Genomic DNA, 13,364 nt, shown 5'->3' on the forward strand with positions numbered 1-13,364 from the left:
AGTCTCGTCAGGAGGAGCACATGAGCCAGCCGCCCGGCCCCGACCGTCCGACCGGCCAGGAGCACCCGGCCGACCCGGCGGGTCCCGGCGTCCCGCAGCAGCAGCCGCCCACCGGGTGGGTCTCGCCTCCGGCCGCCTCCCCCGCACCGGGTACCCCGCCCAGTGGGCCGGCTCCTACCGACGCCGGCCCGCACCCCGCTGCCCCACCGCCCGGCGAACCCCGGCCTGACGGCCCCATCGACCACCCCGGACCCGGCTACGGCCCCGGCCCCGCGGCTCCGCGCCGTGCCGCGTCCGACGCCGCCGCCCAGCCCGGTCCCACCCCGCCCGCCGGGCAGCCCTGGGGCGCGCCCGCGACGGGTCGGTCCCTGCCGCCGTACCTGCCACCCCTGCAGGACCACCCGAAGACCACGACGGTCTTCGTGCTCGGTCTGCTCGGGATCCTGCTGGCCGGGCTGACCGGACCGTTCGCGCTGGTGATGGGACGCCGTGCGCGCCGGGAGGCGGCCGGACGTCCCGAGGTCTACCGGCAGCGGGGGCTGCTGCTGACCGGCTACGTCTTCGGCATCCTGGGCACGATCTACCTCGCCGGCACCGTGCTGCTGGTGATCAGCGCGATCCTGTTCTTCCCGGTGGTGACGGCCTAGGTGTACTGACCCGGGCCCGCCCCGTCCCACCAGCGCAGCACCCGCAGCCCGTGCAGGGTCAGCCAGCGGGAGGGCTGCCCGGCGGGCACGTCCTCGGCGAACCAGACCGCACCCCGCTGGGGGTGCTCCTGGAGCCAGCTGCCGTCCGGCCGCTGCCGGCGGCGCACCACCTCGACGGCCTCGGCCAGCCGCGGGTCGGGGGCGCGGTCGTCGTGCAGGGCGGCGCGGCGGAAGTAGTCGGTGGCGTTGAGCGCGCTGTAGGCCGCCCGGAACGGGTACCCGAAATCAGTCACCCACGGGGCGACCGGTTCCCCGGTGCTCAGCCGGTGCAGCAGCCGACGTCGCAGCAGGTACTCCTCGCCGGTGCGGCGGACGGCCCGCAGGCTGTCGTCGCCGGTCAGCTCCTCGTACCAGAGCAGGCCCTTCAGCGAGTTGAGCGTGGAGGGGAACGAGGAGCGGGTCGAGCCCTCCACCCACTCGCAGTTCCAGCCGCCGTCGGCCAGCTGGTGCTCGGCGAACCAGCCTGCCAGCGGCGCGACGTCGACGCCCAGCCAGGCGCCGTTGGCCAGCGTCCAGGCGTTGATGCAGCAGTCGACCTCACCGCCCCAGTAGGGCAGGTCGTCGTACTCCCAGCGGCTGTTCACGGCCAGCCGCTCCGCGGTGTCGCCGAGGGCGGCGGCGTCGGTACCCCACTCGCGCAGCGTGTTCAGCGTCCAGGTGGTGGCGGTCCACGGCTGCCCGGCGGGCTCGTCCGCGGTGGGCTCGGTGAAGTCGAAGCCGGCGGGGAAGAACGCCCCACCGGCCCACTGGCCGTCGGGGTCCTGCAGCGCGAGCAGCCGGGCGCCGTCGCCCTCGGTGCTGACCTGGCCCCGGGTGGCCTGCCAGACCTGCGGCGGAGCGCCGACCAGGTCGCGCTCGACCTGCCAGCGCAGCGACGGGTCGCTGTCCAGCAGCCAGTTGAGCAGGGCGTCCTCGCTCATGGTCCGAACCGTAGCGGTCGGACGTCCGCCGCGGGAGCCCCCGGCCGCCGTCCTCGGGTCGGGTCAGCCGACCAGGGCCGTCAGCAGCCGGAGGGACTCCTCCGCCCGGAAGGCGTGGCCGCCGTCGGTGACGACCAGCGGTGGCGGGGGTCCGCCGGCGGCCGCCCACACGGGTTCCAGCCGGGCGTGGGACTCCCGGGCCGCCGCGACCGGGAAGATGGCGTCGCGCTCCCCCGCCTCGAGGACCAGCGGACGCGGCGCGACGAGCGCGGCGATGTCGGCCATCTCCAGATCGGGCAGCAGCCCCGGCACGATGTTGCAGGGGCAGTGGCGGATGGCGCAGATGCTGGCCGCGAAGGAGGAGAAGTAGGTCGCGACCAGCGCACCGGCCACCCCGCAGTCGACGGCCGCGGACAGCAGCGCGACGGCTCCGCCGCCGGAGCCACCGGCCACCACCACCCGGTCCGGCGCCACGCCGGGCAGCCGGCCCAGCGCCCGGACCGCCGCCAGCGCGTCCGCCACCCGGTGCCCCAGCACCGGCCGGCCCTCGAGCAGGGTGCGGGCGGCGTCCACGCCGCACGAGCTCTCGCCCTCCTCGTAGGGTGTCGCACCGGGCGGCCGCGGGAACCGGCGCCGGCCGAAGCTGAGCATCTCCGGGCACAGCACGGTGAACCCGGCCCGCACCATCTTGTGGGCCAGGCCGTCGTGGTAGGCGTCGGCCGGGTCGCTGCGCACCAGGTCGTCGGTGCCGCGGCCGTGCCCGGCGACCAGCACCACGCCGGCCCCGTTGGACCGTTCCGGTGGTGGCTGGAGCAGGAACGACGCCACCACGGTGCCGTGCCCGGTGACGAGCCGGACGGCCCGTCCACCCGGAGGGGCCGGCGCCTCGGTGTCGGGCTCGACCACCGCCGGCCCGGACAGCTCGGCCTCGGTCAGCCCCAGCAGCTCCCGCAGCCGGTCCCGGGGACCGCTCACCGACAGCGTCCGGTGGTCCTCGCTCACCGCTCCTCCTCACCTCCCGCGCTCATCCGCGCGGGTCTGCGATCTCGTGCGGCCCTCCGAGCGGGACCGCGTCGTCGATGCCGACCGTACGCCGGAGGGCGACGCCACGGGGGTGGCCCCGGACTACCCGTCGGGCACGGCGCGGGGAGCCCGGGTGGCACCGACGCTGGCCACCACGACGCAGCCCAGGGCGAGCCACTGCGCGCCGGTGAGCCGCTCCCCGAGCAGCACCAGCGCCGCCAGGGCCGCGGCCGCCGGCTCCAGGCTCATCAGCACCCCGAACACCCGCGGCGGCATCCGGCGCAGCGCGGTCAGCTCGAGGCTGTAGGGCAGCACCGAGGAGAGGACGCCGACGGCCAGCCCCAGCGCCAGCACCCGTGGGTCGAGCAGCAGGGCGCCGCCCTCCAGCAGGCCAGGCGCCCCGGCCAGCAGGACGCCGAACAGGCTGGCCACCGCCAGCCCCGACACCCCCTCCCAGCGGCGGGCGGTCCGTGCCCCGAGCAGGATGTAGCCCGCCCAGAACAGCGCCGCCAGCACCGCGAACCCGACGCCGACGGGGTCCAACCCGGTCGGGTCGAAGCCGAGCAGCGCCACCCCGACGCCGGCCAGCCCCACCCACACCAGGTCGCGGGGCCGACGCGAGCCCAGCACGGCCACCGCCAGCGGACCCAGGAACTCGATGGTCACCGCCATGCCGAGCGGGATCCGGGCGAAGGCCTGGTAGATGGCGACGTTCATGCCGGCCAGGCACACCCCGTAGCCGAGGACGACCAGCCAGTCGCCCCGGTGCCGACCCGTCAGCCGTGGCCCCGCCACCGCCAGCAGCACCACGGCCGAGGTCGCCAGCCGCAGCAGGACGAACACCAGCGGGCCGACCAGCGCGAACCCGTCCTTGGCGATCGCGGCGCCGACCTGGAGGGAGACGATCGCGGTCAGCACCAACCAGACCGGGGGCACCCGCTCCAGCAGAGACACCGGCCCTCCTCCCCGCGCTCGCACCCCGCCCCGGTGCGGGGCGGGGTCCATCCTCCCCGCCTCCGGTCCGTCGGCCGAGCCGGCCGCCCGACCGCGGACACGGCAGAGGCCCCCGAGCGGGTGCTCGGGGGCCTCTGGCGGTCGTGCGGGTCAGCCCGCCCGGCGGGAGGTCAGGAGGCCTGCTCGCCGCCCTCGGACCCACCGTCGGCGCTCAGCGCCACCGGCGGGGCGTCGGGGAGCTCGCTGCGCTCCGTCCCCGTGAAGGTGAACGGGTGCTCCGCGCCCTCGGTCTCGTCGACGTCCACCAGCACGATCTCGCCGGACTTCAGCTCGCCGAAGAGGATCTTCTCGGCGAGGTGGTCCTCGATGTCGCGCTGCAGGGCCCGGCGCAGCGGCCGCGCGCCCAGCACCGGGTCGAAGCCGCGCTTGGCGACCAGCGACTTGGCGGCCTGGGTGAGCTCGATGCCCATGTCCTTGTCCTTCAGCCGCTCCTCGACCTGGGCCACCATGAGGTCGACGATCCGCTCGATGTCGGCCTGCGTCAGCTGGTGGAACACCACGATCTCGTCGATGCGGTTGAGGAACTCCGGACGGAAGTGCTGCTTGAGCTCGTCGGCGACCTTGCCCTTCATCTTCTCGTAGCTGCCGAGGTCGTCACCCGTGCGCGTGAAGCCCAGGTTCACCCCGCGCGAGATGTCGCGGGTACCGAGGTTGGTGGTCATCACGATGACGGTGTTCTTGAAGTCGACCACGCGGCCCTGGGCGTCGGTCAGACGACCCTCGTCCAGGATCTGCAGCAGCGAGTTGAAGATGTCGGGGTGGGCCTTCTCGATCTCGTCGAAGAGGACCACGCTGAACGGCTTGCGGCGCACCTTCTCGGTGAGCTGGCCACCCTCCTCGTAGCCGACGTAGCCGGGAGGCGAGCCGAACAACCGGCTGGCGGTGTGCTTCTCGCTGTACTCCGACATGTCGAGGGAGATCAGGGCGTCCTCGTCACCGAAGAGGAACTCGGTCAGCGCCTTGGTCAGCTCGGTCTTACCGACACCGGACGGGCCGGCGAAGATGAAGGAGCCGCTGGGACGCTTCGGGTCCTTCAGCCCGGCACGGGTGCGGCGGATGGAGCGCGAGAGCGCCTTGACCGCGTCGTGCTGGCCGATGTAGCGCTTGCCCAGCTCCTCCTCCATGTGGAGCAGCCGCGAGGACTCCTCCTCGGTGAGCTTGAAGACGGGGATGCCGGTGGCCGAGGAGAGCACCTCGGCGATGACCTCCTCGTCGACCTCGGCGACGACGTCCATGTCACCGGCCTTCCAGGCCTCCTCCTTCTCGGCCCGGGCGGCGCTCAGCTTCTTCTCGTCGTCGCGGAGACCCGCGGCGCGCTCGAAGTCCTGGGCGTCGATCGCCGCCTCCTTCTCCAGCCGGACGGCCGCGATCTTCTCGTCGAACTCGCGCAGGTCCGGCGGCGCCGTCATCCGGCGGATCCGCAGCCGGGCCCCGGCCTCGTCGATCAGGTCGATCGCCTTGTCGGGCAGGAACCGGTCCTGGATGTAGCGGTCGGCCATCTGGGCGGCCGAGGCCAGGGCGGAGTCGGTGATGGTGATCCGGTGGTGCGCCTCGTAGCGGTCGCGCAGCCCCCGCAGGATGTCGATCGTGTGCGCGATCGACGGCTCGGCGACCTGGATCGGCTGGAACCGGCGCTCCAGGGCGGCGTCCTTCTCGATGTGCTTGCGGTACTCGTCGAGGGTGGTCGCCCCGATCGTCTGCAGCTCACCGCGGGCCAGCATCGGCTTGAGGATCGAGGCCGCGTCGATGGCGCCCTCGGCGGCACCCGCACCCACCAGGGTGTGGATCTCGTCGATGAACAGCACCACGTCGCCGCGGGTGCGGATCTCCTTGAGGACCTTCTTCAGCCGCTCCTCGAAGTCACCGCGGTAGCGCGAGCCGGCGACCAGGGAGCCGAGGTCGAGGGTGTAGATCTGCTTGTCGCGCAGGGTCTCGGGCACGTCACCGCGCACGATCGCCTGGCTCAGCCCCTCCACCACGGCGGTCTTGCCGACGCCGGGCTCACCGATCAGCACCGGGTTGTTCTTGGTGCGGCGGGAGAGCACGGTCATCACGCGCTCGATCTCGGGCTCGCGCCCGATCACCGGGTCGAGCTTGTTCTCCCGGGCGGCCTGGGTGAGGTTGCGGCCGAACTGGTCGAGCACCGTCGAGGACGACGGGGCGCCGGACCCGCTCTGCTCCGGGGCGCCGGAGGTCGCGGCCTCCTTGCCCTGGAAGCCGCTGAGCAGCTGCAGCACCTGGTTGCGCACGCGGTTGAGGTCGGCGCCCAGCTTGACCAGCACCTGCGCGGCCACACCCTCGCCCTCGCGGATCAGGCCGAGCAGGATGTGCTCGGTGCCGATGTAGGTGTGGTTGATCTGCAGAGCCTCGCGCAGGCTCAGCTCGAGCACCTTCTTGGCGCGCGGGGTGAAGGGGATGTGGCCCGTCGGGGACTGCTGCCCGTGGCCGATGATCTCCTCGACCTTCTCCCGGACGGCCTCCAGCGAGATGCCGAGCGACTCCAGCGCCTTGGCGGCGACGCCCTCCCCCTCGTGGATCAGCCCGAGCAGGATGTGCTCGGTGCCGATGTAGTTGTGGTTGAGCATCCGGGCCTCGTCCTGGGCGAGCACCACCACTCGTCGGGCCCTGTCGGTGAACCGTTCGAACATCGTCATCTCCTCACGAGGTGCCGGGTCTGGCCGCCCGCTCGGGGGACGTGCCGCCTGGCACCTGCTTCAACTCTAGTCAGCGCCCTCCCCCTCCGGTGGTCCGGCGCCGGTTGCTGACCGGGTGCCGTCGTCGGGGTGGGAACCTCCACCCGTGCAACGGTGCCCCCTCCGGGCCTGTTCCGGTGCGCTGTTCGCCCACGGCGCAACGACCCGGCGTCCGGGTCCGGACGCGGACGGAGGCACCCCGCCGCGCACGGGGTGCCTCCACGGTGCAGCTGCCGGTCAGCTGTTGGCGCGCTCGTAGGCCTCGCGCACGTTGTCGGGGACGCGGCCGCGCGAGCTGACCTCCATGCCGTTCTCGGCCGCCCAGGCGCGGATCTCCGCCGGCGACGCCGAGGAGTCGGACTTGCTGCTGGCGGCCTGCCGGGTGGTCTGGCGGCGTCGGCGGCCGCCGACCCGACGGGCGTGGCTGATCCACAGGGCCAGGTCCGAATGCAGCTTCTCGGCGTTCTCGTCGGAAAGGTCGATCTCATACTCGACCCCGTCGAGTGCGAATGTCACGGTCCGGTCGGCGGGGCCGTTGTCGATGTCGTCTTCGAGCACGATCTCGACTCGTTGTGCCATGTGCGGATTCCTCTCGTCTGTGCTCGGCGAAACAGTTCGACATTAGTACAGCAAGGAACGCGTCGGCAAAAAGAAACTCGCCCGAACCCGGGAGGATTCGAGCGAGTCGGGAAAAGCGGGGGAAATCAGGCCTGCTTGCGGCTCTGCTCGTCGAACTCCAGCCCGTTCACAGCCCGCAGGTCGATCACCGTCGGGTGGTCGCCGTCGGCCCAGATCTGCTCGGCGGTGGGCAGCTGGTCGAGCATCCGCGGGTGGTGCACCACCTCACCGCCGGAGAGGGACACCAGCTCGGCCTCACGGCGGGCCAGCTCGGCGCGCAGCTCGACCAGGGTGGCGTCGCGCTCGGCGACCTGGGCGGTGAGCGCCGCCTTGTCGCCGCGCAGGGTGGAGACCTCGGGCAGCAGCCGGGCGATCTGGTGGCGCAGGTCGGCGACCTGGGAGCGCAGCGTGGTCACCCGGTGCTCCAGCACCTCGGTGTGCTTGCGCTGGTTCGCGAAGCGCTCCTCGAGGGTGTCGAGGACGGCCATCGTGTTGGCCCGCTCGGTGCGCACCTCGTCGCGGTGCGCCGACACCTGCGCGCGCAGGGTCTCGGCGTGACGCTCCCGCTGCTGACGCAGCGCGCGGGCGGCGGCCCGCCAGGCGAGCAGCAGCGCGAGCCCGCCCGCGAGGACGGCGACCGCCAGCCCGGCGCGGATGATCCACTCGGTGCCGAAGGCGGCGGCCACGGCCACGACCGCGCCGACCGCGAACACGGCGATGGACAGGGTGCGTCCCGACGGTGCGACTGACGCGCCGTGCTGGCTGGAGGTGCTCACGGCGCCGATAGTAGTGGCGAGCGGCGACGGCTCAGGGACGTTCAGGGGTATTTTCGGCATCTTCTGGGTTTTCCTCGTCCCCCGGCACCCGGCAGGCCCGTTCCAGTGCCAGTCCGACCACCGTCAGGGCGATGCCGGCCAGCACCGACCAGGCCGAGAACACCACACGTTCGCGGGGTGCCGCCGCGTCCAGCCGGGTGATGAAGTTGAGTGCGTAGCCGAGATATCCCCCGGCCACCACCGCACCGCCCAGGGCAGCCGCCTTCCCCAGGGCCAACCAGGCCACCGCGCGCGACGGCTCCACCCGTTCCCGGCGCTTCTGCACGCGGACGTGGACGCTGCGCGCGAGCCAGCCGACGAAGGCGACCAGCACGAACAGCGCGACCGGGGACAGCCACGGCACCAGCGGTGGCGTCGCCTCCAGGGCACGGAACAGGGCGGCCAGCGCGAGGGCGCCCAGCACACCGAGCGCGGCCGCCACCGCGAGCACCCTCAGCGGGGTCGGCCGGACCGGGGGCGGCGCCCCGTCAGTCCTCGAGGGAGAGGTCGTCACGACGCCGGACGCCCGAGGCGTCGAGCTGCTCGAGCAGGTCGGTGATGTTGCCGTGCCCGGGGATCTCGCCGGCCGGCTCGATCTCGGCCCACGGCACGAGCACGAACGCGCGTTCGTGGGCCCGCGGGTGCGGCAGGGTGAGGTCGGGGCGCTCGACCACGGTGCTGCCGACCACCACCAGGTCGACGTCGAGGGTGCGCGGGCCCCACTTCTCGGTGCGGACCCGGTCGTAGGCGTCCTCGATCGCCTGAGCGCGCTCGAGCAGCGTGGTCTCGTCCAGGGTCGTCTCGGCCAGGACCACGGCGTTGAGGAAGGGCGGGTTGCCCTCGGGGCCGCCCACGGCCTCGGTCTCGTAGACCGAGGAGACGTCGACCACGATGACGTCGGGGGTGTCGCGCAAGGAGCTGACGGCTCCCTGCAGGTTGCTGAGCGGGTCGCCGAGGTTGGACCCGAGGGCGAAGACCACCTGGCGGATCGGCTTCATCCCGCTCAGGGTGTCGGCGTCGATGGCGTAGGGGTTGGGGGAGGTCACGACTTGCTCCTTGTCACGGTGACCGACACGTCGTCCACCTGGACAGTGACGGGGGCTTTCGGCTTGTGGACGGTGACCTCGACCTGCGTCACCGGCGCGAACGAGAGGCACGTGCGGGCGACCCGCTCGGCCAGCGCCTCGACCAGCGCCACCGGCTCGGCCTGGATGTCGGCCACCACCCGCTCGGCGAGGACACCGTAGTGCACCGTCGCCTCCAGGTCGTCGGTCTGGGCGGCGCGGGGGGAGTCCAGCCAGCAGGTGAGGTCGACGACGAAGTCCTGGCCCTGGGCGCGTTCGAAGTCGAGGACGCCGTGCCGGCCGAAGGCGCGGATGCCCCGGACGGTGACCCGGTCGGCCACGGGCACGCCGATCCGCAGGTCGGTCGACGACTGCATCTTCCACCTCCTTCGCCGCGGCCGACCCTACCGAAGGCCACCCAACCGCGCAGTCGAAGGTACGGACGGAACACGGGCGTCACCGTCGGCGCAGCAGCATTCCTGGGATCGTGTCGGCAGCGCCCCCGGCGGGCGGGGACACGCCGCGACACGCCGGACGTGACGCCGATGACATACGCGTTCCCAGGGTTCAGGACGGGTGCATCCAGCGGTGGACGGTGCGGGCGGCGTCGACGTGGTCGCGCACGGAGTGGGTGCGGACGGCCCAGACGCCGCGCTCGGCCAGCAGGGTGGTCAGCGCGACGGAGGCGGCGTCGCGCTCCCGCGGTGGCCGGGGCTCGCCGGTGGGGTCGGCCAGCAGCGTGCCGAGGAAGCGTTTGCGCGAGACGCCGACCAGCACCCGGTGGCCCAGGGCGGTGAGGGCGTCGAGACCGGTGAGCAGGCGCCAGTTGTGCCCCGCGTCCTTGGCGAAGCCGATCCCGGGGTCGAGCACCAGCCGCTCCGGGGCGACCCCGGCCACCAGGGCGGCCCGGACGCGTCCGGACAGCTCGGCGACCACGTCGGCCACCACGTCGGTGTACTGGGCGCGCGAGCCCATCTCGGTGGAGTGGGCGCGCCAGTGCATGGCCACGTAGTCCACGTCGAGCCCGGCGACGGCCGGCAGCATCGCGGGGTCGGCCAGCCCGCCCGAGACGTCGTTGACCATCCGCGCGCCGGCCTCCACGCAGGCCCGGGCGACCGTCGCCCGCATGGTGTCCACCGACACCACGACCCCGGCGTCGGCGAGTGCGGTGACCACCGGCAGCACCCGCTGCAGCTCGACCTCCTCGGGCACCCGCTCCGCCCCGGGCCGGGTCGACTCCCCGCCGACGTCGACGAAGGACGCCCCCTCCTCGACCAGCCGCAGGCCGTGCTCCACCGCCCGCGCCGGGTCGAGGTAGCGCCCGCCGTCGGAGAACGAGTCCGGCGTGACGTTGACGATCCCCATCACCCGCAGCGGTTCAGCGGCGACCGTTCCCCCACCCGTGGATGCGCCGGCCTCCCGCCCCGTGGATGCGCTGGCGCCTCCCGCGCCGGCAGTCGGGCTCGGGGACGGTGACGCCCACGGCGTGCCGGGGACCGTGACGCGACCCGGCCACCCGAGCCCGCTCACACCGGCACCCAGCAGCACGGGCACGGACGCGAGCCGACGCACCCAGCCGAGCGGGCGGGGGCTCCCGGGAGGTGTCGGGGCGTGGCGGGCGTTGGGCGAACTCCTCCGAGGAACGAGGAGGAGGCTCGACCGGGCGGGACACCTCCCGGGAGCCCCCGCCCGCGACCCGCGACCACGAGCCCGCGCACCAGGATCATGACCGCGCGATGAGGGACATGGCCTCGGCTCGGGTGGCCGGGTCGCGCAGCTGCCCGCGCACCGCAGAGGTCACCGTCCGCGAGCCCGGCTTGCGGACGCCCCGCATCGTCATGCAGAGGTGCTCGCAGTCGATCACCACGATCACCCCGCGCGGCGACAGGTGCTGGACCAGGGCGTCCGCGATCTGGGTGGTCAGCCGCTCCTGCACCTGCGGGCGCTTGGCGTAGAGGTCGACCAGGCGGGCCAGCTTGCTCAGGCCGGTGATGCGGCCGTCCGGGCCGGGGATGTAGCCCACGTGCGCGCGCCCGGTGAAGGGGACGAGGTGGTGCTCGCAGCAGGACCAGACCTCGATGTCGCTGACCAGCACCATCTCGTCGTGGCTGAGCTCGAAGGTGGTGCTCAGCACGTCGGCCGGGTTGGAGTGCAGCCCGGAGAACATCTCCGCGTAGGCGCGGGCCACCCGGGCGGGGGTGTCCAGCAGGCCGTCGCGGTCGGGGTCCTCACCGATCCCGATCAGCAGCTCGCGGACGGCGGCCTCGACCCGGGCGTGGTCGAACCCCGGGGCGACCGCAGGCTCGGGCGGGGTGGACTGGGACCGCTCCACCACCCCGTCACCGTTCGACGACGGCGTCGGGCCGGGCCCCTCCTCGTGCGCGCTCACGCCGGCCCTCAGCGCAGCGGGCCCTGCGGACCCTGCGGGCCCTCCGGACCGAGCCCACCCGGAGGCTGCTGCGGCCAGCCGGGCAGACCGCCCGGCTCGCCACCGGGCCGCTCGCCCTCACCGGGGTGGTGCCCCGGAGGCAGCGCGGCGCCGCCGGCGGGGTGCTCGACCTCGGGGTGCGAGCCGTTGGTCTGGGGCGGACGCACCGGCGGCACGGTCGAGGGGACGCGGGTGTCGGAGCCCGTCCACGGCCCGCGCTCGGGCCAACGCTTCAGCGCGGCGAAGATGCTGTCGACCTCGGCCCGGTTGAGGGTCTCCTTCTCGAACAGCTGGCGGACCAGCTCGTCGAGCACCTCCCGGTTGGTCGACAGGACGTCGAAGGCCTCCTGGTGGGCGTTGTTGATCAGCGCGGCCACCTCGGCGTCGACCACCGCGGCGATCTCCTGGGAGTAGTCGATGCCTCCGCCGCCGCCCATCTCGCGGCCGAGGAAGGGCTCGTGGCTGCCCGAGCCGAGCTGGATCGCGCCGATCCGCGAGCTCATGCCGTACTGGGTGACCATCGCCCGGGCCACCTTGGTGGCCTTCTCGATGTCGTTGCTGGCGCCGGTGGTGGGGTCGTGGAAGACCAGCTCCTCCGCGGCGCGCCCGCCCAGCATGTAGGCCAGCTGGTCGAGCAGCTCGCCGCGGGTGTTGGAGTACTTGTCGGCGTCCGGCATCACCATGGTGTAGCCGAGCGCACGGCCGCGGGGCAGGATCGTCAGCTTCTGCACCGGGTCGGTGCCGGGCATCGCCGCCGCGACCAGGGCGTGGCCGCCCTCGTGGTAGGCGGTGATCAACCGCTCGCGCTCGTTCATCAGCCGGGTGCGCTTCTGCGGTCCGGCGATGACGCGGTCGATGGCCTCGTCCATGTCGGCGTTGGTGATCGACTGGCGGTTGCTCCGGGCGGTCAGCAGGGCCGCCTCGTTGAGCACGTTGGCCAGGTCGGCACCGGTGAAGCCGGGGGTGCGGCGGGCCACCGAGGCCAGGTCGACCGCCGGGTCGACCGGCTTGCCCTGGGCGTGCACCCGCAGGATCTGCAGGCGGCCGTTGAGGTCGGGGGCCTCCACCGAGACCTGCCGGTCGAACCGGCCGGGACGCAGCAGCGCCGGGTCGAGGACGTCCGGCCGGTTGGTGGCGGCGATGAGGATGACGCCGCCGCGGACGTCGAAGCCGTCCATCTCCACCAGCAGCTGGTTCAGGGTCTGCTCGCGCTCGTCGTGGCCGCCGCCCATGCCGGCGCCGCGGTGGCGTCCGACGGCGTCGATCTCGTCGATGAAGACGATGGCCGGCGCGTTCTCCTTGGCCTGCTCGAACAGGTCGCGCACCCGGGAGGCACCGACACCGACGAACATCTCCACGAAGTCGGAGCCGGAGATCGAGAAGAACGGCACCCCGGCCTCGCCGGCCACCGCACGGGCCAGCAGCGTCTTGCCGGTGCCGGGCGGGCCGTAGAGCAGGACGCCCTTGGGGATCTTGGCCCCGACCGCTTGGAACTTCGCCGGCTCGGCCAGGAACTCCTTGATCTCCTGCAGCTCCTCGATGGCCTCCTCCACGCCGGCCACGTCGGCGAAGGTCGACTTCGGGGTGTCCTTGTTGGCCACCTTCGCCTTCGACTTGCCGAACTGCATCACCCGGCCGCCGCCGCCCTGCACCGAGTTGATGAGGAAGAAGAACAGCGCACCGATGATGATGAACGGGATCAGTGTCGTCAGCAGCGTCCCGAAGAAGCTCGGCTGCGGGTTCTCACCGACGTACTCGCGCAGCGTCCCGTCAGCCACCCGCTGGTTCAGCCGGTCGATGATCTGCTGGCTCTGGTTCCCCACCCAGACGGCCTTGACGCGGTTGTCCTCACCGGTGGCCTTCTCGACCAGGATCTGCTGCTCGCCGTCGCGCAGCGTGACGCTGTTCAGCTGCTCGTCGCCGTTGATGAGCGCGACGACCTCGGAGGTCGGGCGGGTCTGGTACGAGTTCGACGAGTCGAAGAAGTCCAGGGCCAGCACCACCACGATCATCGCCAGGATGATCCACAGGAAGGGCCCACGGAGGATGCGTTGGAAGTTCATGACCTGCCTCGTGACGGGG

General features: G+C 72.9%; 13 protein-coding genes. 1 reads left to right on the forward strand and 12 read right to left on the reverse strand.

Annotated features, from left to right (window positions below):
• Positions 1 to 20: 20 nt before the first annotated feature.
• Positions 21 to 647 carry a hypothetical protein gene (locus tag DT076_RS12665; RefSeq protein WP_114127036.1) on the forward strand — a complete coding sequence of 209 codons (627 nt, stop codon included), beginning with the start codon at positions 21 to 23 and terminating at the stop codon, positions 645 to 647.
• Here the strand turns inward: DT076_RS12665 and DT076_RS12670 are convergent.
• The 12 genes from DT076_RS12670 to ftsH form a co-directional block, all read right to left on the reverse strand.
• Positions 644 to 1,627 (reverse strand): squalene cyclase, encoded by a 984-nt coding sequence (locus DT076_RS12670; RefSeq protein ID WP_114127037.1) that lies wholly within the window; start codon positions 1,625 to 1,627, stop codon positions 644 to 646. The genes DT076_RS12665 and DT076_RS12670 overlap by 4 nt on opposite strands.
• Positions 1,628 to 1,690: 63 nt before the next feature.
• Entirely contained in the window at positions 1,691 to 2,629 is a 939-nt protein-coding gene (locus DT076_RS12675) for an alpha/beta hydrolase family protein (RefSeq protein ID WP_114127038.1), read from the reverse strand.
• A 123-nt stretch (positions 2,630 to 2,752) separates the two neighbouring features.
• Positions 2,753 to 3,604, reverse strand: a complete 852-nt coding sequence (locus DT076_RS12680; RefSeq protein WP_233493925.1) for an EamA family transporter — start codon at positions 3,602 to 3,604, stop codon at positions 2,753 to 2,755.
• A 170-nt stretch (positions 3,605 to 3,774) separates the two neighbouring features.
• Positions 3,775 to 6,312 (reverse strand): ATP-dependent Clp protease ATP-binding subunit, encoded by a 2,538-nt coding sequence (locus DT076_RS12685; protein WP_114127040.1) that lies wholly within the window; start codon positions 6,310 to 6,312, stop codon positions 3,775 to 3,777.
• A gap of 282 nt (positions 6,313 to 6,594) precedes the next feature.
• Positions 6,595 to 6,936, reverse strand: a complete 342-nt coding sequence (locus DT076_RS12690; protein ID WP_114127041.1) for a histone-like nucleoid-structuring protein Lsr2 — start codon at positions 6,934 to 6,936, stop codon at positions 6,595 to 6,597.
• A 125-nt stretch (positions 6,937 to 7,061) separates the two neighbouring features.
• Positions 7,062 to 7,751: a hypothetical protein gene (locus tag DT076_RS12695; RefSeq protein ID WP_114127042.1), complete on the reverse strand. Its 690-nt coding sequence runs from the start codon at positions 7,749 to 7,751 to the stop codon at positions 7,062 to 7,064.
• Positions 7,752 to 7,782: 31 nt separating this feature from the next.
• Positions 7,783 to 8,232, reverse strand: coding sequence for a DUF3180 domain-containing protein (locus DT076_RS12700; protein ID WP_158548126.1), 450 nt, complete (start codon positions 8,230 to 8,232; stop codon positions 7,783 to 7,785).
• A gap of 46 nt (positions 8,233 to 8,278) precedes the next feature.
• Positions 8,279 to 8,836: a 2-amino-4-hydroxy-6-hydroxymethyldihydropteridine diphosphokinase gene (gene folK, locus DT076_RS12705; RefSeq protein WP_233493926.1), complete on the reverse strand. Its 558-nt coding sequence runs from the start codon at positions 8,834 to 8,836 to the stop codon at positions 8,279 to 8,281.
• Complete coding sequence (gene folB, locus DT076_RS12710; RefSeq protein ID WP_114127044.1) at positions 8,833 to 9,231, reverse strand: dihydroneopterin aldolase; 399 nt, start codon at positions 9,229 to 9,231, stop codon at positions 8,833 to 8,835. Before folB ends, folK begins: the two co-directional genes overlap by 4 nt.
• 190 nt (positions 9,232 to 9,421) lie before the next feature.
• Positions 9,422 to 10,219 (reverse strand): dihydropteroate synthase, encoded by a 798-nt coding sequence (gene folP, locus DT076_RS12715; protein ID WP_114127045.1) that lies wholly within the window; start codon positions 10,217 to 10,219, stop codon positions 9,422 to 9,424.
• Positions 10,220 to 10,577: 358 nt separating this feature from the next.
• Positions 10,578 to 11,189, reverse strand: coding sequence for a GTP cyclohydrolase I FolE (folE, locus tag DT076_RS12720; RefSeq protein ID WP_114127137.1), 612 nt, complete (start codon positions 11,187 to 11,189; stop codon positions 10,578 to 10,580).
• A 62-nt stretch (positions 11,190 to 11,251) separates the two neighbouring features.
• Positions 11,252 to 13,345, reverse strand: a complete 2,094-nt coding sequence (gene ftsH / locus DT076_RS12725; protein WP_114127046.1) for an ATP-dependent zinc metalloprotease FtsH — start codon at positions 13,343 to 13,345, stop codon at positions 11,252 to 11,254.
• Between the last annotated feature and the right edge of the window lie 19 nt (positions 13,346 to 13,364).

The sequence above is a fragment of the Desertihabitans brevis genome (assembly GCF_003327535.1).
Taxonomy (GTDB): domain Bacteria; phylum Actinomycetota; class Actinomycetes; order Propionibacteriales; family Propionibacteriaceae; genus Desertihabitans; species Desertihabitans brevis.